21 protein-coding genes are annotated in these 19,202 nt (G+C 59.7%); 8 read left to right on the plus strand and 13 right to left on the minus strand.

What is annotated here, in order from left to right; all coding sequences use genetic code 11:
- Positions 1–69: 69 nt before the first annotated feature.
- The 3 genes from AXG89_RS08235 (at position 70) to AXG89_RS08245 (ending at position 2,511) form a co-directional block, all read left to right on the plus strand.
- Entirely contained in the window at positions 70–549 is a 480-nt protein-coding gene (locus AXG89_RS08235) for an NUDIX hydrolase (protein ID WP_062169135.1), read from the plus strand.
- Between the two features lie 63 nt (positions 550–612).
- Positions 613–1,761, plus strand: coding sequence for a tRNA 2-thiouridine(34) synthase MnmA (gene mnmA / locus AXG89_RS08240; protein ID WP_062169136.1), 1,149 nt, complete (start codon positions 613–615; stop codon positions 1,759–1,761).
- A 174-nt stretch (positions 1,762–1,935) separates the two neighbouring features.
- Positions 1,936–2,511 (plus strand): TetR/AcrR family transcriptional regulator, encoded by a 576-nt coding sequence (locus AXG89_RS08245; protein ID WP_062169137.1) that lies wholly within the window; start codon positions 1,936–1,938, stop codon positions 2,509–2,511.
- 93 nt (positions 2,512–2,604) lie between these two features.
- On the opposite strand, the gene AXG89_RS42060 is transcribed toward AXG89_RS08245, so the two are convergent.
- Positions 2,605–2,796: a hypothetical protein gene (locus AXG89_RS42060; protein WP_162916026.1), complete on the minus strand. Its 192-nt coding sequence runs from the start codon at positions 2,794–2,796 to the stop codon at positions 2,605–2,607.
- A gap of 172 nt (positions 2,797–2,968) precedes the next feature.
- Here AXG89_RS42060 and AXG89_RS08250 point away from each other — a divergent pair, with 172 nt between their 5' ends.
- Entirely contained in the window at positions 2,969–3,994 is a 1,026-nt protein-coding gene (locus AXG89_RS08250) for an alpha/beta hydrolase (protein WP_062169138.1), read from the plus strand.
- Positions 3,995–4,057: 63 nt separating this feature from the next.
- Here the strand turns inward: AXG89_RS08250 and AXG89_RS08255 are convergent, their stop codons facing one another.
- From AXG89_RS08255 to AXG89_RS08275, 5 genes are all read right to left on the minus strand, one after another.
- Positions 4,058–4,669 carry a glutathione S-transferase C-terminal domain-containing protein gene (locus AXG89_RS08255; protein ID WP_172811906.1) on the minus strand — a complete coding sequence of 204 codons (612 nt, stop codon included), beginning with the start codon at positions 4,667–4,669 and terminating at the stop codon, positions 4,058–4,060.
- A gap of 167 nt (positions 4,670–4,836) precedes the next feature.
- A complete protein-coding gene (locus AXG89_RS08260) occupies positions 4,837–5,553 on the minus strand; it encodes a PqiC family protein (RefSeq protein ID WP_082771370.1) in 717 nt (238 codons plus the stop codon).
- Positions 5,550–7,220 (minus strand): PqiB family protein, encoded by a 1,671-nt coding sequence (locus AXG89_RS08265; RefSeq protein ID WP_062169140.1) that lies wholly within the window; start codon positions 7,218–7,220, stop codon positions 5,550–5,552. Before AXG89_RS08265 ends, AXG89_RS08260 begins: the two co-directional genes overlap by 4 nt.
- Entirely contained in the window at positions 7,213–7,908 is a 696-nt protein-coding gene (locus AXG89_RS08270; RefSeq protein ID WP_082771371.1) for a paraquat-inducible protein A, read from the minus strand. The genes AXG89_RS08265 and AXG89_RS08270 overlap by 8 nt, the downstream gene beginning before the upstream one ends.
- Positions 7,905–8,684, minus strand: a complete 780-nt coding sequence (locus AXG89_RS08275) for a paraquat-inducible protein A (protein ID WP_075360609.1) — start codon at positions 8,682–8,684, stop codon at positions 7,905–7,907. Before AXG89_RS08275 ends, AXG89_RS08270 begins: the two co-directional genes overlap by 4 nt.
- 430 nt (positions 8,685–9,114) lie before the next feature.
- Here AXG89_RS08275 and AXG89_RS08280 point away from each other — a divergent pair, with 430 nt between their 5' ends.
- The 4 genes from AXG89_RS08280 to AXG89_RS08295 all read left to right on the plus strand — a co-directional run bounded on the left by AXG89_RS08280 (position 9,115) and on the right by AXG89_RS08295 (position 12,466).
- Positions 9,115–9,675, plus strand: a complete 561-nt coding sequence (locus tag AXG89_RS08280; RefSeq protein WP_061998457.1) for a cytochrome b — start codon at positions 9,115–9,117, stop codon at positions 9,673–9,675.
- Between the two features lie 157 nt (positions 9,676–9,832).
- Positions 9,833–10,405: a YceI family protein gene (locus AXG89_RS08285; protein ID WP_062169142.1), complete on the plus strand. Its 573-nt coding sequence runs from the start codon at positions 9,833–9,835 to the stop codon at positions 10,403–10,405.
- A gap of 44 nt (positions 10,406–10,449) precedes the next feature.
- The gene (locus AXG89_RS08290) at positions 10,450–11,034 is read left to right on the plus strand and encodes a YceI family protein (RefSeq protein WP_062169144.1); all 585 of its coding nucleotides are present in this window, start codon (positions 10,450–10,452) and stop codon (positions 11,032–11,034) included.
- A gap of 157 nt (positions 11,035–11,191) precedes the next feature.
- The gene (locus tag AXG89_RS08295) at positions 11,192–12,466 is read left to right on the plus strand and encodes an MFS transporter (protein ID WP_062169147.1); all 1,275 of its coding nucleotides are present in this window, start codon (positions 11,192–11,194) and stop codon (positions 12,464–12,466) included.
- Positions 12,467–12,486: 20 nt separating this feature from the next.
- Here AXG89_RS08295 and AXG89_RS08300 read toward each other — a convergent pair whose 3' ends face one another.
- The 7 genes from AXG89_RS08300 to queA all read right to left on the minus strand — a co-directional run bounded on the left by AXG89_RS08300 (position 12,487) and on the right by queA (position 19,164).
- A complete protein-coding gene (locus tag AXG89_RS08300; RefSeq protein ID WP_062169149.1) occupies positions 12,487–12,744 on the minus strand; it encodes a BrnA antitoxin family protein in 258 nt (85 codons plus the stop codon).
- A gap of 28 nt (positions 12,745–12,772) precedes the next feature.
- Positions 12,773–13,051, minus strand: coding sequence for a BrnT family toxin (locus AXG89_RS08305; protein WP_062169151.1), 279 nt, complete (start codon positions 13,049–13,051; stop codon positions 12,773–12,775).
- Between the two features lie 186 nt (positions 13,052–13,237).
- The gene (gene secF / locus AXG89_RS08310) at positions 13,238–14,188 is read right to left on the minus strand and encodes a protein translocase subunit SecF (protein WP_062169153.1); all 951 of its coding nucleotides are present in this window, start codon (positions 14,186–14,188) and stop codon (positions 13,238–13,240) included.
- A 17-nt stretch (positions 14,189–14,205) separates the two neighbouring features.
- Positions 14,206–16,275: a protein translocase subunit SecD gene (gene secD, locus AXG89_RS08315; protein ID WP_062169155.1), complete on the minus strand. Its 2,070-nt coding sequence runs from the start codon at positions 16,273–16,275 to the stop codon at positions 14,206–14,208.
- 120 nt (positions 16,276–16,395) lie between these two features.
- Positions 16,396–16,719, minus strand: coding sequence for a preprotein translocase subunit YajC (gene yajC / locus AXG89_RS08320; protein WP_061998465.1), 324 nt, complete (start codon positions 16,717–16,719; stop codon positions 16,396–16,398).
- A 184-nt stretch (positions 16,720–16,903) separates the two neighbouring features.
- Positions 16,904–18,073: a tRNA guanosine(34) transglycosylase Tgt gene (gene tgt / locus AXG89_RS08325; RefSeq protein ID WP_062169157.1), complete on the minus strand. Its 1,170-nt coding sequence runs from the start codon at positions 18,071–18,073 to the stop codon at positions 16,904–16,906.
- Between the two features lie 47 nt (positions 18,074–18,120).
- Positions 18,121–19,164 (minus strand): tRNA preQ1(34) S-adenosylmethionine ribosyltransferase-isomerase QueA, encoded by a 1,044-nt coding sequence (queA, locus tag AXG89_RS08330; RefSeq protein WP_061998467.1) that lies wholly within the window; start codon positions 19,162–19,164, stop codon positions 18,121–18,123.
- Positions 19,165–19,202 lie beyond the last annotated feature (38 nt).

A 19,202-nucleotide genomic window follows, 5' to 3' on the forward strand; every position in this document is an offset into this window, starting at 1 on the left:
GATCGGGCGACAACATTCACCAACTCGGCGAACGACGGGAAAACCCGCAAAACGGTAAAATACGGTCCCATGAATACTGAACGCTGGACGCCGCGCGTTACCGTCGCGGCCATTGTGGAGCGGGACGGGCGTTTTCTCGTGATCGAGGAGCACACGTCCGACGGACTCAAGATTAATCAGCCGGCCGGCCATCTGGAAGCGGGAGAAACGCTTGTCGATGCCGTGAAGCGGGAAACACTGGAGGAAACGGCGCATCGGTTCGAACCGCAGGCGCTTGTCGGCACGTATTTGACGCATTTCGAGCGGCCGGGGAAATCGGCGACTTATTTGCGCTTCACGTTTTGCGGCACCACGTCGGGACCGGTGCCGGACGCGAAACTGGACGATGGCATCGTGCGCGCCATGTGGCTCACCGCCGACGAACTCCGTGCATGCGCCGACCGGCACAGGTCGCCGGCCGTGCTGGAATGCCTCGATCATTACCTCGCCGGGCGGCGCGTGCCGCTCGACTTCATTCACACGCACTCGGTCGCGCCGGTGCGGGACTAGGTTTTCGAAGCAACAATCCAAGCCACAATCGAAGCAAAATCGAAGCATCAGGCAGAGAGCACAATGAGCAAGGCCGGAAAACAGAAAGTCGTGGTGGGCATGTCGGGCGGCGTGGATTCGTCGGTGACCGCGTGGCTGCTGAAAGAGCAGGGCTACGACGTGATCGGCCTGTTCATGAAGAACTGGGAAGATGACGACGACAGCGAATACTGCTCGACCCGGCAGGACTGGATCGATGTGGTGTCGGTGGCGGATCTGATCGGCATCGACGTGGAAGCGGTCAACTTCGCGGCTGAATACAAGGATCGTGTGTTCGCCGAATTCCTGCGGGAATATTCGGCCGGCCGCACGCCCAATCCTGACGTTCTCTGCAACGCCGAGATCAAGTTCAAGGCCTTCCTCGATCACGCCATGTCGCTTGGCGGCGAAACCATCGCGACCGGCCATTACGCTCGCGTGCGCGAACGCGATGGCCAGTTCGAACTGCTCAAGGCCACGGATCACACGAAGGATCAGTCGTACTTCTTGCATCGGCTGAATCAGGCGCAGTTGTCGAAGACGCTGTTTCCGCTCGGTGAAATGCCAAAGACGAAGGTGCGCGAGATCGCCGCGCAGATTGGCTTGCCGAACGCGGCGAAGAAGGATTCCACGGGGATCTGCTTTATCGGCGAAAGGCCGTTTCGCGAATTTTTGAACCGTTATCTGCCAACACAACCCGGCCCGATGAAAACGCCCGATGGCAAGGTGATCGGCGAGCATGTCGGGCTGGCGTTCTATACCTTCGGCCAACGCAAGGGCATCGGGCTCGGCGGCAGCAAGGACGGCAGCGGCGATCCGTGGTTTGTTGCGGGCAAGGACATGGCGTCGAACACGCTGTACGTGGTGCAGGGGCATGATCATCCGTGGCTGTTGTCGCATTCGCTCGTGGCCGGTAATACGAGCTGGGTGGCGGGCGCGGCACCGGCTGAAGGCCTGGAATGCGCGGCGAAGACGCGGTATCGGCAGGCGGATTCGGCTTGCGTGGTGGGTGCGCCAGGCGAGGACGGCCGCTTCGAGCTAAGTTTCAGCGACGCGCAATGGGCCGTCACGCCGGGACAATCGGCAGTGCTTTATCAAGGCGATGTTTGCCTGGGCGGTGGGATCATCGAACACGCCGCGACGGCGCAGCCGGCGCGGCGGGAAGCACAGGCGGCATTGTTGACGCCGCGGTGATGTGCGGTGATCTGGTTGTATGCGAAGGAGCGGGCTGCGGCCCGCTTCATGATGTTTGCGGAGAGCTTGATAAAAACGCCCTGTTAAAAACGCCCGATGAAATTCATTAAATTCCCTTGACTATCTATCTTCTAGTAGATAAATTACGACTCATCGAAGGCATGAGATTCCGAAATGAACACCGAGAAAACCCCGGACAAAAACACCGTGCGCGAGCAATTGCTCGATCACGCGCAAATCCTGTTGATGACGCGCGGGTACAACGGGTTTAGTTATCGCGATCTGTCGACGCTGGTCGGGGTGAAGACATCGAGCATCCACTATTACTTCCCTTCGAAGGAAGATCTCGTGCTCGAAGCAGTGAATACCTATAGCGCGGATGTCATGTCGTCGATTTACGCCATCGACAGTTCGGCTTCCGCCGAGAAAAAGCTTGATCGCTACGCGAAGCTGTTCGGCAAGATCGTGGGCGAAGGCGATCAGGTTTGCTTGTGCGGAATGCTGGCTGCGGATATCCAGTCTTTACCCGAGGACGTGCGTCATGCGGTTCAGGCCTTCTTTAAAGCAAATGAATCGTGGCTGGCGAAAGTGCTGGCCGAAGGCGAGAAGCAAGAAACCCTGCGTGTAAATGGCAAGCCCGAGGTGACTGCCCGGGCGCTATTCGCGGCGTATCAGGGTAGTCTGCTGGCTTGCCGATTGTTTCATTCAAAGGTGCGTCTGGAAGAAGTCACGCAAACCGTAAAACGATGAAGGCGTAGCGTGGCTTCTGAAGTCATTGGGTCGTAATACAAGGTAATTGTTCGGAATATTGTTAATAATGAATAAACCTTTATCAAAACCGATCTATCTTTGAGTAGGTAGATTTTGATTTCCGATTTCTTTGACGGGAATGTGATTTTTTGCTTTTTGTCTTACTTTTTTACCGCGTTCAAAACGCGCGTCGAGCCGACTAATCATCCCTGCACGGATTTGATGAGTGATTTCGCGCGTCACGGTTTTAACGGGTCTGTAGATAGCAGGTACGCAGTTATCCATTGTTGGTGCCAAGGTTTCCCGGCCGCCGTGAGGCAAGTCGCAGTCGTATCAAAGCCGTATCAAAGCCGTATCAAAGCCGTACCGCATCACCTATCTACAAGTAGATGCATTTGAATTTCCAAACGTTCCTCAAGCAAGCATTTATCAACGCCCCTCACTAACAGGAGTCAACATGTTCAAGCTCAAGTCTCTCGCCATCGCTTCTGCCGTTGCTGCAACGCTGACCGCAAGCGCCATCGCGCAGGCCGCGCCCGTGCTCGAACCGGCGACGCAGCAGTTCATCGATGCACTCACCGCACAGAAAGGCCCGCCGATCTACACCTTGTCACCCGCCGATGCCCGCAACGTCCTTGCCGGCGCCCAGTCGCAGCCGGTCGAAAAGCAGGCCGCGCAAATCGAAGACCGCGTGATCGATGCCGGCCCGACCGGCAAGGTCGCGCTGCGCATCGTACGCCCGGCGCAGGCAAAGGGCGTGCTGCCCGTGATCATGTACTTTCACGGCGGCGGTTGGGTTCTCGGCGATAAAAACACGCACGACCGCCTGATCCGCGAAATCGCGAACGGCGCGCAGGCGACCGTGGTTTTCGTCGATTACGATCGCTCGCCCGAGACCCAATTCCCGGTGCCGGTCGAGCAGGCTTACGCTGCGACGCGCTACGTGGCTGAGCATGCAAAGCAATTCAACGTCGATGCAACCCGCATGGCCGTGGTCGGCGACAGCGTCGGCGGCAACATGGCGGCCGCGGTCACGCTGATGGCGAAGGAGCAGGGTGGCCCGGCGCTGCGCTACCAGGTGCTGTTCTACCCCGTCACCGATGCAAACTTCGACGACGGCTCGTACAACGAATTCGCCGACGGCCCGTGGCTCACCAAAAACGCGATGAAGTGGTTCTGGGACGCATACGCGCCGAATGCAGCCGACCGGGAGAAGATCACAGCGTCGCCGTTGCGTGCATCGCTGGATCAGTTGAAGGACTTGCCGCCGGCACTCGTCATCACCGACGAAAACGATGTCCTGCGCGACGAAGGCGAGGCCTACGCCCGCAAGCTCTCGCAAGCAGGTGTGCGTGTAACGGCGGTGCGCTACGAAGGCACGATCCACGACTTCGTGATGCTGAACGCGCTGGCGAAGACGCCAGCCACGCGGGCGGCGATCGAGCAGGCGAACACGGTGCTGAAGAAGGCGCTGGCGAAGTAACCAAGCCAGGCCGACGTAAAAAAAGCCCCGAAAGGGGCTTTTTTGCAGGACCGGAGAGAAACCTCAAACCGGCAATGTATCGATAAAAGACTGGCGCAGCGACAAACGCTGCACATGCTTGTCGAGATTGGGGTAGTCCTCGCGCCAGTTCAACTCGGGCATGCGGTAGTCGAGATAGCCGAGCGCACAGCCACAGGCGATATCGGCGAGCGTGAAGTGATTGGCCGAGCACCAGTTTTTCGCGGCAAGTCCTTTGGACATCGCTTTCAGGCCGTCATCGATCTTGCGCTGTTGGCGCTCGATCCACGCGTCGTTGCGTTGCGCTTCCTCACGCTGCGTGCCTTCCAGGCGGATCAGCACGGCTGCGTCGAGCATGCCGTCGGCGAGCGCTTCCCAGCACCGGACTTCGGTGCGCTCACGACGTTCCTGCGGCAAGAGCTTGCCGACCGGCGTGAGCGTATCGACGTATTCGCAGATCACGCGCGAATCGAAAACCGCTTCGCCATCGTCCAGGATCAGGCAGGGCACCTTGCCGAGCGGATTGTAACTGTGGATTTTCGAATCAGATGCCCAGACGTTTTCGAGCACCAGTTCGCAGTCGATCTTCTTTTCTGCCATCACAATCCGCGTCTTGCGAACGTACGGGCTGCTGAGCGAACCGATCAGTTTCATCATCTGTATTTTGGATTCTGCAATGAGTAGTCACGGAGAGCGATCTTAACCGCCCCGGCGCGTACCGACTTAATTTCGAGATTGCGGCGTTGTGGTCGGGCGACAAAAAACCCGGCGCACCTTCCGGTGCAACCGGGTTGCGGCGGACTCTGGTCGGAGTCCTTTCAGATTCACTGCGCCGGCGCGGCGTTCATCGGACAAGGCAACAGACGCGGCGGCGCAGGCATTGCGGGCTTCGCGCTTTTCGCTGAAACCGATGTCATCGACGGTGCGGGTGCCGAACTCACCGTCTTGACGCCGGCGGAAATCGCTCCGGCGAGCGCATCCACGGCTTGCCGATGCCCCGCCACCAGCGCGTCATAACCATCGCCAACTGGCTGTTCGGACACGGTCCGGCACGTCAGGACAGCCTGGTTGCTAACGCCGCGCACGCTCCACACGGCATCGATCAACGCGCGTTCTCCCGGTGACGATTCGAAGCGCTGCACGTTCACCTTCACGCGATACACCGCCGCGCCGTCGGGATGCGGCGTGCCGTAGACATCGATGGCGCCAAGCTGCTGCGACAGATCCGCCGATAACGCGCGCCGCACTTCGTCGGCGGGAAGCGATGCCCAGCGCTGATCCTCGAGCACACGCACCTGCGCCGCACCGTCCTGCACGACCATCTGGTTCTTCGCGACTTGCGGCGGCATGTCGACCGGCGCCAGCTCCAGATAGAACGACGCGGGCGCCGTGGTTCTCACCGTGCTGTCACCCGAGCCGCCGCCGAGCGTATAAAAACGCGCGGGCGGCGAGCTGCTGCATGCGGCGAGCGCGGCGATCCCGGCCACGAGGCCCACCGCCGGAACCCGGCCGGCGGCCTTGAAAAATGTGGCCAGACTCATGGCTTATCTCCTGGTTTTCCGCGCAACAGCGATTCCGGATGACGTTCCAGATAATCGGAGAGCGCATTGAGCGATTGCAGCGTCCGCGTGAGTTCCTGCAGCGCCTGATGAACGTCCGACTGCAGCGGTGAATCCTGCTGCAGCGTGCTTTGCGCTTCGGTGAAGGTGTTCTTCGCGGCGGTCAGCGTGTCACGCGCCTCGGGGGCGACCTGGGTATCGAGTTGCTTGAAGAGGCTGTTCGCGTTCTTCAGCGCACTGTTCAGGTTGTTGCCGATATCGTCGAAAGGAATCTTGTCCAGCTTCTTCGCGATATCCGCCACCTGCAGTTGCAACTCGTCGAGCGTGTTCGGCACGGTCGGCAGTTCGAGCGGATCGGCCGCGACATTCACCGTGGCTTTCGCCGCTTTCGGGAACATATCGAGCGCCACGTAAAGCTGCCCGGTCAACAGGTTGCCGGTGCGCAATTGTCCCCGCAGGCCGTTTGTGACGAGCTTCTGCAGCAATTCCTGACCGGCGACGGTGTTCTGGCGCGGAACCGAATCGCGGAAACGCTTGCCGAGCCTGTCCGGGTAGATGTTCATGGTCACCGGCATCTGGAAGGCGCGCGATTTCGGATCGTATTCAATCGCGATGCCCGTCACGCTGCCAAGCAGAATGCCGCGGAAATCAATCGGCGCGCCGACCGACAGCCCGCGCAGCGACTGGTTGAAATTCATGACAACGCGTATTGGCTGGCCGTCCGGATCGCGCATGGCGTCCGATTCGTCGGAGCCGAGGCGGAACGTCATGTTGTCCGGCGCCTGCTTGCCGGGTTCCTGGTTAGGCGGCGTCTGGAACGCAATGCCGCCTAGCACCACGGTCGCGAGCGATTGCGTGTTGAGCTTGAAGCCGCTGGAATCGAGCCGCAGATCCACGCCGCTTGCATGCCACCAGCGCGAGTTCGTGCCCACGTACTGGTCGTAAGGCGCGTTCACGAAGACCTGCATGGTGACGCCGGTGCCGTCCTTGTCGAGCGAGAAACCCGCGACCTGACCCACCTGCACGCGACGGTAATAGATCGGCGATCCAATATCGATGGAACCCAGCGAATCACCGCGCAACGTGAACTGGCGGCCCTTCTGGTCGCCGGTCACGGCGGGCGGCGATTCGAGCCCCACGAAGTGGGTCTCGTCCTCTTTCGACTTGCCTGCATCCACGCCAATGTAGGCGCCCGACAGCAACGTGCCGAGACCGGTCACGCCGCTTGCCGCCACGCGCGGACGCACCACCCAGAAGCGCGTGTCCTTCACGGCGAAATCTTCGGCAACCTTGGTCAACTGGACATCGACGAGAACGCGCGAATGATCCTTCGACAACGTGATGTTCTTCACCGTGCCGACATCCACATCCTTGTATTTCAGCTTCGTCTTGCCGTTTTCGAGCCCTTCGGCGCTCACGAAACTGATGGTGATCGTGGGACCGCGTCCTGCGACCGACTTCACGACCAGCACAATGCCGATCAGCGCCGCGATCAGCGGAATCACCCATACGAGCGACGGAACCCAGCGGCTGCGCGGCTCGATCACGGGATCAGGAAGGTTCGGCGGTAGTCCACCGCCGCCGGCATTGCGGGAAGGCTCGTTGGGGCCCTTGGCCGTATCGTTTGAGGGGCCTTGCGGGCTAGTCATATTTCTTTCCTGAAGGTTCGATGTGATCCCACATCAGCCGCGGGTCGAATTGCATGGAGGCAAGCATGGTCAGCACCACGACGCAGCCGAATGCCAGCGCGCCCGGCCCTGGTGTGATCACGGCCAGCGACCCGAAGCGCACGAGCGCCACGGTGAGGGTGACGACAAAGACGTCGAGCATCGACCACCGGCCGATTTTTTCGACGATCCGATACAGAGTCGTACGTTGCCGCGGACGCCATTTGGACGCTGTTTGAGTCGCCCAGGTGAGGTAGGCGAGGGTGCCGAGCTTCAACATCGGCACGAGGATACTTGCGATAAAAATAATCGCCGACAGTGGATAGTCGCCGTCGTTCCAGAACATGGCGACGCCGCTCATGATGGTGTCGTCTTCTGAACCGACAATCGACGATGTATGCAGCACGGGGTACAAATTGGCCGGAATGTAGAGGATCGCGGCGGACAGCAACAGCGCCCACGTGCGCGCGACGGAGTCCGGATTACGCCTGTGGAGCTTCGCGCCGCAACGCGTGCAGCGCTGTGTATCGATCGTGACCGCGCGTTTTTGCACGAGGTTGCAGGCGTGGCAGCCGATCAGCCCGGCGCGCGAGGCCGTGGTGTAGAACGGAGCGGCATCGGCGGCACTGGCGGATTCTTTTGCTTCAGCAGGTTCGGGTGTATCGGTCATGGCTTCAGCGGTGGAGACGCGGCGTTGGCTGGAGATGCATCAGCCGGCGCGCTGGACGGCGAAAGCGGCCGCAGCAGGTCAAGCGGGGATTCGGCCTGGAGATCGGTTTGCCGGTCAGCACCCATGCCGGACTGCAGGCCGCCGAACGGGGTGTATCGTAGAGGCCCGCGCTTCGCCAGGCGCCCGGCGATTTCCCAGAGCGCGCGTGGATCGAAGGTCAGGATCACTGCGAACAGCAGCGTCAGCGCGCCGAACGCAAATAGCGCGGCCTCGGGGATCACGCGCGCGATGCTCACCATTTTCACCAGCGTAACCAGCACGCCGAGCATGAATACTTCGATCATTCCCCACGGCCGGACAAACTGGATTGCGCGCAGCACCTGGCTGAAACCGGCCGGGACGAACCCAGCACGCAACGCGACCATCAAGTAAAGCATGGCGACGAGCTCGGTGAGCGGAAAGAGGATCGTCGCGCAGAAAACCATCACTGCGATCACTTCCATGTTCTCGCCCCACAACGCGACGATCGCGCCGATCAGCGTGGTCTGCGAGGTGATCCCGTTCGTTTCCAGTTCCACAATGGGAAACGCCTGCGCAATCAGGAACGTGATTAGCGCGGCGAGCGTGATGGCGCAAAGCTTGTCGAGATTCGACGCCACGCTCGGATAAAGCGTGGCGCCGCATCGCGTGCATTTCGCTGAAGTGCGCACGGGCAGTGCACGCTTGTGAAAAAGCGTGTCGCATTCGTGGCAGGCAATCAGATCGTCTTCTTCCATGAGTGGAGTACTGGCTCTTGCGGGGGTGTTATTCAGTGTCTTGTCGCGTCCTGGTTCCGGGGCAGCCGCTTAAAAGAGCAAGGGCCGGGCCAGCGCGCATGGTAACAAACAGCGGCTACCCGGCGTCACAACGTGTCGGGGCCGGCGAAACCGTCAGGTCCGTCATGCGCCGAGACGTTCAAGGCGTTTATCCGATGATTTGATTCCCAATCCTCTCACGGATCAACTCGGCAGGACGACATCAGCGTCATTCTCGCGCCAGCACAATGCCAGAAAGGGATCGGCAACTATTTCTCTACTGAAAGCTGTTTTTTACTTGTTCGGGTAGGATGGCGGCCTTGAGACCTGCTTCACGGTTTGACGCCCTTTCTTCGGCGACAAACCCAAAATGCTGCAGGTCTATTCCGCACTTCTTTCTGGTGGACACCGTATGGAACGCAGCCCGAATTTCGCCAGCTCCGAAAGCTATAGCCGCACCGCAATCGGCCTTCATTGGCTGATCGCGCTCTTGATCATCTGCGGTTTTTATCTTGGCTGGATCATGACCGATATCCCCGGTTTCACGCCAACCAAGCTCAAGTACTTCTCGTGGCATAAGTGGATTGGCGTAACCGTGTTCGCGCTCGCGGTGATCCGTGTGCTCTGGCGCAGCACGCACAAGGCGCCGTCCATGCCCCGGCGCATGCCGGGGTGGCAAAAAGGCGTCGCGCATCTCACGCATTTCCTGCTTTATGTACTGATGCTGATCATTCCGATTTCGGGTTATCTGTACAGCTCCGCTGCGGGCATTCAGGTGGTTTATCTCGGCGTGTTGCCGCTGCCGACGATCATCGGGCCGGACAATGTGCTGAAGGGCACGCTGAAGATGGTCCACATCTATCTGAACTACACACTGCTGGTCCTCGTCGCCATGCACGTGCTCGCAGCGTTGAAACACCATTTCATCGATCGGGACGGACTGCTCGCCCGCATGATTCCGTTCCTGCGGTGATCATCGCTCGTATGTTTTTTGCGACGTATTCCCCGGAATTTCGAGTTTATTGATTCTTGTTTGTTGATAGCCCGTTTCCCAGAGGCGGGTTGCGCTGATTCGCATTTGATTCTCAAATAGCGACTCGTCCCAATATCCGGTTCGCTTCAGGAAATACATGAAACACGTGAAATTCTCCCGTTGGTTGGTTGCCGGCGTTTCCGCCGCATCGCTGGTCGCGGCAGTTTCCGCGTTCGCCCAGGCCCAGGTCGACACCGCCAAAAGCACCGTGACGGCGACGTCCAGGCAGATGAACGTGCCGGTCGATGGCAAGTTCAAGAAGTTCACCGCAACCCTCGACTTCGATCCCGCCAAGCCGGCTGCCGGCAACGCGAGCATCAACATCGATACCGCCAGCTACGATCTCGGCGACGACAGCTACAACAAGCAGGCGCAAGACAAGGACTGGTTCGACGTCGCGCATTTCCCTAACGCGACCTTCGCGTCAACGTCCATCGCGCCGGCCGGCGGCAACAAATTCAACGTGGCCGGCAAGCTGACCATCAAGGGCAAATCCCAGAACGTCACGGTGCCGGTCACTGTCACGCAGCAGGGTGCCACGCAGACCTTCGATGGCGCGCTGCCCATCAAACGCACGCAGTTCGATGTCGGTTCGGGCGAGTGGAAAGACACGTCGGTCGTCGCCGATGAAGTCGTCATCAAGTTCCATCTCGTCGCGGTCAAGAAATAACGGTCAAGAAATAATCCAGTTTCAAACCTCATCCAGGAAAACACATGAAAAAGAACCTTTTGATCGCGGCAGCAGGCGCGTTGTTCGTGGCGGCATCGTTTAACGCAATGGCTGCTGAAGTCACGTACCAACTCGATCCGAACCACACGTACCCGAGCTTCGAGACCGATCACTTCGGCGGCATCTCGGTGTGGCGTGGCAAGTTCGACAAGAGCAGCGGCACGGTGACGATCGATCGCGAAGCGAAGAAGGGCACGCTGGAAGCGACCATCGACATGACGTCGATCAACATCGGCAATGAGAAGCTCGACGGTGAACTGAAGAGCGCGCAATTCTTCGATACCGAAAAATTCCCGACGGCAACCTACAAGGGCACGTCGATGAAGTTCAAGGGCGACGTGCCGGTGGAAGTGATCGGCGAGTTGACGCTGCACGGCGTGACGAAGCCGGTGAACCTGAAGATCGAATCGTTCAAGTGCTTCACGAACCCGATGATGAAGAAGGAAGTGTGCGGCACGGAATCGACGGGCACATTCGATCGCGCTGACTTCGGTGTGGACTACGGCAAGGCATACGGCTTCAAGATGAAGACGACGCTGCATATCCAGGCTGAAGGCGTGCGCCAGTAAGTACCTGTTGTAGGTTCGAAGAACCGTTCCGGGTCATGCCGGAACGGTTTTTTTTCGCCTACAGGTTTTGCGAGCATTTCGGTCCGGATTTCGGTGTGGCACAGTCGGCAGCGTTTACACATGTGTTACATCGATATAAAAATTCCTGGAGAAATGCATGAGCAGTACGTCTGCAACAGTACCGGTTGTCCGTCCGGCCGCGTGGCGTGCCGTGGTGGCGGCGTCCATAGGCAACGCGCTCGAATGGTTCGACCTCGTGGTCTACGGGTTTTTTGCGGTCGTCATCTCGAAGCTGTTCTTTCCGTCGGGCAACGATTCCATCTCGATCCTGCTGACGCTCGGCACATTCGGTGTGTCGTTTTTCATGCGGCCGCTGGGTGCGATCGTGCTCGGCGCCTACGCCGACAAAGCCGGCCGCAAAGCCGCGCTCACCCTATCCATACTGTTGATGATGGTGGGCACGCTGATCATCGCCGTGTTGCCGACGTATTCGTCCATCGGGATTGCCGCGCCGTTGATCCTGGTCCTCGCACGCTTGATGCAGGGCTTTTCGGCCGGCGGCGAGTTCGGCAGCGCGACGGCGTTTCTCGCCGAACACGTGCCGGGGCGGCGTGGCTTTTTCGCGAGCTGGCAGGTTGCAAGCCAGGGGTTGACGACGCTGCTAGCTGCTATCTTCGGCGTGGTACTGACCGGGAATTTATCGCCGGGACAGATGAATTCGTGGGGCTGGCGCATGCCGTTTTTCTTCGGCTTGCTGATCGGGCCGGTGGCGTACTACATCCGCACAAAGCTCGATGAAACGCCTGAATTCCTTTCCGCCGTCACGACCGCGACGCCCTTGCGGGACACGTTTGCATCGAACAAGGAGCGCTTGCTGATTGCCATTGGCACGGTGGTGCTGGGAACGGTGGCGACCTATCTCGTGTTGTTCATGCCGACCTACGCGATTCGCCAGTTGGGCCTTGCGCCCTCGGTTGCATTCACGGCGATCCTGCTGACGGGCGCGATCCAGATGGTGCTGTCGCCGCTGGTAGGCCATCTCTCCGATACCCACGGCCGCACCCGCATCATGCTGATCTCGGCCGTGCTGTTGCTCGTGTTGATCTATCCGCTCTTCTCGTGGCTCGTCGCGCATCCGGCGTTCGGCAACCTGCTGGTCGTGCAAGCGGTGCTCGGCGTCCTGATGACCGGGTACTTCGCCGCGCTGCCGGGATTACTCTCGGAGATGTTTCCGGTTGCCACGCGCACGACGGGGATGTCGCTGGCTTATAACATCGCGGTGACAGTATTCGGCGGGTTCGGGCCGTTCATCATCACGTGGCTGATTGCATCGACGGGATCAAAGGCCGCGCCCAGCTTCTACATGATTTTCGCGGCCGTGATCAGCCTTGTAGCGTTGATGGCGGCGCGCAAGAGGCTGGGGTTCAAGTGACAAGTCGCGGGGCCGCGCGCTTACGAGTGGCGCTTTTGTTGCGCCTGCATGTAGGCGCGCAAAAGCTTGTTGATGCGCGTCTGGTAACCCTCGCCTTGTTCCTTGAACCAAGCCAGCACGTCGGCGTCTAGACGCATGGTGACCGCCTGCTTGGGCGGTCTTTGCAGCTCGGCGTTCAGGAAGAACTCGTCGCCGAGCTCGGGCATCTCGCTTGTGTCGATACTGGAATCCGGCATGGCTTCCAGGCGCTTCCAATCAGTCTTCGTGGTTTTGCTCATGATTGTGTTCCTGCTTTTAATGCCGCGATCATTTAGAAATAGCGTCACCGTAGCGTTTTATCTCGGGTCGCGTTGCCTTGCGCGCTGAAATAATCCGCACGGTGTCGCCGTCGCGCTCTACATAAACGACCAGCGCCACGATCAGTTTCATCCACCCCAACGCAATCCAGCGATCTTCGCCGAAATCCTCGCTGCGATCCGCAGCGGTCAGAACCGGATGCTTGAAGATTTCGATAGCGTCGTTGAAGTCGACGCCGTGTTTGCGGACGTTGCTCCGATTCTTTGTTTCGTCCCACTCGAATCGCATAGCGCTTCCTGTATTTACGATTGTACATACATTGGGCTGGTTTAGGAACTACGCGGGCTTGCCACCCATATCTGTCTGCACCAGTTCCACCAAATGTTACAAATGCCCGCCTAAAAGCGAAAAAGGCCGATTCTTTCGAATCGGCCTTTCGCACTTCAGATACGTCGAGTCTCTATTCCTGCGCCTTCAAACCTCTGCGCCTGCGTTCGGATCGGTCGGATCGAATTTCGGCTTCTTGTCCTTCACCAGGTCTTCGCGCTTCACGCCAAGCCACATGGCCAGCGCGGCGGCAACGAACACCGACGAATAGATCCCGAACAAGATACCCACCGTCAACGCCAGCGCAAAATAGTGCAGGGTCGCGCCGCCGAAGAAGAACATGGACAGCACCATCATTTCGGTACAGCCATGGGTGATGATGGTTCGCGACATGGTGCTCGTGATTGCGTGGTTGATCACCTCGATCACCGTCATCTTGCGCTGCTTGCGGAAGGTCTCGCGAATCCGGTCGAAGATGACCACCGACTCGTTCACCGAGTAACCCAGCACCGCGAGAATCGCTGCGAGCACCGACAGCGAAAACTCCCACTGGAAGAACGCGAAGAAACCGAGAATGATCACCACGTCGTGCAAGTTGGCGATCACGCCGGCCACTGCGTATTTCCATTCAAACCGGAACGACAGGTAAATCACAATGCCGATCACCACGCATGCCAGCGCAAGCAGGCCGTTGGTCACGAGCTCTTTACCGACCTGCGGACCGACGAACTCCACGCGCTGCAACTGCACCTGCGCGTCCTGGTTCTTCAGCGCGCTCATCACCTGATCGCTCTGCTGCGCCGACGTCAAGCCCTGCTTCAACGGCAAGCGAATCAACACGTCACGCGAGGTGCCGAAGTTCTGCACCTGGGCATCGGGATAACCGAGCGCGCCCAGCGTGCTGCGTACCGGTTCGAGGGGCACGGCTTGCGGGTATTGCACTTCCACCACGGTGCCGCCGGTGAATTCCACCGACAGATGCAACCCGCGATGCAACAGGAAAAATACGGCGGCAAGAAACGTGATGAGCGAGATCGCGTTGAACAGCAACGCTCGCTGCATCAACGGCAAGTCGCGGCGAATACGAAAGAATTCCATGATTTATTCTCCGGGACTCAGTTGGACGAGCCGGGTTTTTTCGGTTCGACACCCGGACCCGAGCGGCGGCGAACAACCGGCTTGCCGTTGCGAAGCGCGGGCGCAGCCTGCTTTTGCGGACGTGCGGGAACCGGCGCCTTGACACGGGCGGCCGGCTGGATGATTTCGTCGACAGGGGAATCGTCGCCGCGCTGATTCGCGAGGTACGCCGCTGTTGCAGCCGCCGTATCGCCGCCTTCCGGACGCCATACCTGTCCAATCGCGAGCGATTGCAGCTTCTTCTTGCCGCCGTACCAAAGGTTCACCAGACCGCGCGAGAAGAACACCGCCGAGAACATGGACGTCAGGATGCCGATACAGTGCACGACCGCAAAGCCGCGAACCGGGCCCGAACCAAACGCGAGCAGCGCCAGGCCGGCAATCAACGTGGTCACGTTCGAGTCGAGAATCGTCGCCCATGCGTGCGAGAAGCCGTTCTGGATCGCGAGCTGCGGCGGCGCGCCGTTACGCAGTTCCTCGCGGATCCGTTCGTTGATCAGCACGTTTGCATCGATTGCCATACCGAGTGCCAGCGCAATAGCCGCGATACCCGGCAGTGTCAGCGTGGCTTGCAGCATGGAGAGAATCGCGACCAGCAGCAGCAGGTTCACCGACAGCGACAGCATGGAGATCAGGCCGAACAGCATGTAGTACGCGATCATGAAGACAGCGATGGCGGCGAAACCGTACTGCACGGAATCGAAGCCCTTCTTGATGTTGTCGGCGCCCAGGCTCGGGCCGATCGTGCGTTCTTCGATGATGTCCATTGGCGCCGCGAGCGAACCTGCGCGCAGCAACAGCGCGAGATCGGTTGCGGCTTGCGGCGAGGGCTGGCCGGTGATCTGGAAGCGGTCGCCGAGTTCCGACTGGATGGTCGCGACCGTCAGCACTTCGCCCTTGCCCTTTTCGAACAGGATCATGGCCATCGGCTTGCCGATGTTGTCACGCGACACGCTGCTCACCGAACGCCCGCCGGCGGCGTCGAGGCGAATGTTGACGGACGGACGCTGATGTTCGTCGAATCCCGCCGATGCGTCGATGATCCGGTCACCCGAGAAGATCACCTGCTTGCGCACGAGAACGGGGCCTGCGTTGCCTTGCGGGAAGAGTTCGTCGCCCGGCGGAACCGGGTCGTTCGGACCGGGATGCGTATTGGTCGGATCGGCGAGACGCGCTTCAAGCGTGGCAGTCCGTCCGATGATGTCCTTCGCCTTCGCCGTGTCCTGCACGCCCGGCAACTCGACCACGATGCGGTCGGCACCTTGCTGCTGGATCACCGGCTCGGCCACGCCAAGTTCGTTCACGCGGTTATGCAGCGTGATGATGTTCTGCTTGAGCGCGGCGTCTTCAACCGTTTTTTGCGCAGCCGGCGTGAACGTGCCGACCACCTGGTAACCGTCGCTGCCTTGACGCGTCGCCCATTGCAACTCGTTCAGGCTGGTCGAAAGCACGGTGCGCGCGGAATCGGCTGCGGCCTGGTCGGAGAAATTCACCACCACGGCCTGGTTCACGCGATTCACGCCGCCATCGCGGATGTTCTTGTCGCGCAAGAGGGCGCGTGCGTCGGTGGCGTTCGAATCCAGCTTCTTGTTCAGCGCGCCTGCCATGTCCACTTGCAACAGGAAGTGAACGCCGCCGCGCAAGTCGAGGCCGAGATACATCGGCAATGCATGCAACGCGGTGAGCCAGCGCGGCGAAGCTGCCTGCAGGTTCAACGCGACGACATATTGCGGATCGCTCGGATCGCTGTTGAGCGTTTTCTGCAACAGATCCTTCACGCGCAATTGCGTGTCCGTGTCTTTCAGGCGCACGCGGATGTTTGCATTGGCCGACGAGTTGTCGAACGTGACTTCGTCAGGCGTGATCTTGCTCGCCGACAGCGCGCTCTCGACATTGGCAAGCGTTGACGAATCAAGCTTGACCGTTACTTTGCCGCTCGATACCTGCACCGCCGGCGCTTCGCCGAAAAAATTGGGCAGTGTATAGACGAGGCCGATGACGAGCGCCACCAGCATCACGGCATATTTCCAAAGTGGGTAGCGATTCATGGGGATGGCCGAACAGGAGAGTTGGCGAGGACGGGATAAGCGATGCGTCCGGCAATGAGCGGGCTGCCGGTTTCAAGACCGAGAGCGCGCGGGCCGCGCCGGACGCGAGACAAGTTGGCCTTACAGCGACTTGATCGTGCCTTTCGGGAGGATGGTCGTGACAGACGCCTTCTGGATGGTGATTTCCGTGCCTTCCGCGATCTCAACGCCTACATACGCGTCCGTCACCTTCGTCACCTTGCCGACAATACCGCCGTTCGTTACGACTTCGTCACCCTTCGCCATCGCGCCCAGCATGTTGCGATGTTCCTTCTGACGCTTCATTTGCGGGCGAATCATGATGAAGTACAACACAGCGAACATCAAGATCAGAGGCAGAAAACTCATGATGCTCGATTGCGCACCGTCGGCGCCTTGTCCGAAGGCTCTTGAAATAAAATCCACGTCGGTCTCTCCGTTATAACGATCAGAAAATTAGCCCGCTATTCTAACACCGGGCTTCGCCGCACAAGCGCGGAATGCGCTTTGTGATCAAGCTGTTAAAGGGCGGCGTAAAGCAATTGTAATGTTTATTGCGTGCGCTGAAGATCGAATGACTGAACGTTGGCCACCCGGTCGACATTTTTTGTCAGTCGATTCCGCGTGCGCGGTTCTCGTGAAACACCTTCACGAACGCACCGAACATATGGTTTTCGATCGAATCGCGGATTTCCTGCATCAGTTGCAAGTAGTAATGCAGGTTGTGGATCGTGTTCAGTTGCGAGCCGAGGATCTCCCCCACACGATGCAAATGGTGCAGATAGCCGCGCGTGAAATTGCGGCACGTGTAGCAGCCGCAGCTTTCATCGAGTGGCTTGAGTGAATTCTTGTGCGCGGCGTTGCGGATCTTCACGTCGCCAAAACGCGTGAACAGCCAGCCGTTGCGCGCATTGCGGGTCGGCATCACGCAGTCGAACATGTCCACGCCCGATGCCACGCCCGCGACCAGGTCTTCCGGCGTGCCCACGCCCATCAGGTAATGCGGTTTGTCGGCGGGAAGCTTCGGGCCGATATGTTCCAGCACCCGCATCATGTCTTCTTTGGGCTCGCCCACCGACAAGCCGCCGATCGCAAAGCCGTGGAACCCGATGTCCGCCAGTCCGGCCAGCGATTCGTCGCGCAAGTCTTCGAACATGCCGCCCTGCACGATCCCGAACAGCGCGTTCGGGTTGCCGCCTTTGGCGAATTCATCGACGGAACGCTTTGCCCAGCGCATCGACATGCGCATGGAGTCAGCCGCGTCCTTGTGCGGCGTGGGTACGCCGTTGGTGGCGTAGGGGGTGCATTCATCGAACTGCATCACGATGTCCGAATTCAGCACTTTCTGAATCTGCATCGAGATTTCCGGCGATAAAAACAGCTTGTCGCCGTTGATGGGTGATGCGAACGTGACACCATCTTCAGTGATCTTGCGCAGGTCGCCGAGGGAGAAGACCTGGAAGCCGCCGGAATCCGTAAGGATCGGCCGGTTCCAGTTCATGAACCTGTGCAATCCGCCATGCGCCGCGATGGTTTCGAGCCCCGGGCGCAGCCACAGGTGAAACGTGTTGCCGAGGATGATCTGCGCGTGCATTTCCTCGAGTTCGCGCGGCGCGACGGCTTTCACCGTGCCGTATGTGCCGACAGGCATGAAGATCGGCGTTTCGACCACGCCGTGGTTCAACGTGACGCGGCCACGGCGGGCCTGGCCGTCAGTGGTGATCAGGTCGAACTTCAGGCCGTTTTCAGGGCGGGACGTGGCGTTGGTTACTTCGTTCATGCAAAGCTCCTGTGCAACCAGAGAACAGTCCGGCGCAGATTGGTAATTTATTGCCGCGTCAGCAACATCGCGTCGCCGTAACTGAAAAACCGGTACCGCTTTTCGATCGCATGCGCATATGCGGCGCGGATCGGGTCCATGCCGGCGAACGCGGAGACGAGCATCATCAGCGTCGATTTCGGCAAATGGAAGTTCGTGACGAGCCGGTCAACTACGCGAAACTGATAACCCGGTGTGATGAAAATATCGGTCTCGGCGCTGGTTTCGGCGAGCGGCCGGCCGGCTTCGTCGGCGTCGCGGGCGGCGGCTTCGAGGGCGCGCATCGACGTGGTTCCAACTGCGATCACGCTATTTCCACGCGCTTTCGTGGCCGCGATCTTGTCGGCGAGCGCCTGCGGCAGCCTGTACCACTCGCTGTGCATCTTGTGCTCCGCGAGGTTTTCCACGCGCACCGGCTGGAACGTGCCCGCGCCGACGTGCAGCGTCAACGTCGCGCGTTCCATGCCGCGGGCATCGAGGGCTTCGAGCAGGTTTGCATCGAAATGCAGGCCCGCCGTGGGCGCTGCGACCGCACCGGGATTGGCCGCATAGACCGTCTGATAGCGGGTTTCGTCGTAGGCATCGGGATCGTGTTCGATGTACGGCGGCAACGGCAAGCGCCCATATTGCTCGATGAGCGTCAGGCAATCCGCCGGGAAATGCAGCGTGTAGAACGGTTCCACCCGCTCGCCGACGGTGACTTCGAACGCATCGGCGAGGACGATCTTCGTGCCCGGCTGCGGACTTTTGCTCGCCCGGATCTGCGCAAGCGCGGTCGTTGCCCCCGTCAGACGCTCGACGAGCACCTCGATGCGCCCGCCGCTGGCCTTCTGGCCGAGGAACCGCGCCTTCAGGACTTTGGTATCGTTGAATACCAGCAGGTCGCCGGGTTCCAGCAGACCGGGGAGTTCCGTGAACTGGCGGTCAGTGAAAGCGGGCGAAGCCGCGCTGTTGTCCACCTCGAGCAGACGGCTCGCGCTGCGCTCGGTGAGCGCCGTTTGCGCGATCAGCTCGGGTGGCAGATTAAAATCGAAGTCGGAAAGCGTGAACATTGGGAAAGCGTATCTGTGCGCGATGGTCCGCGCGGTAT

Origin of the sequence: Burkholderia sp. PAMC 26561 (assembly GCF_001557535.2) — a bacterium.
In the GTDB taxonomy this organism is placed as follows: Bacteria; Pseudomonadota; Gammaproteobacteria; order Burkholderiales; family Burkholderiaceae; genus Caballeronia.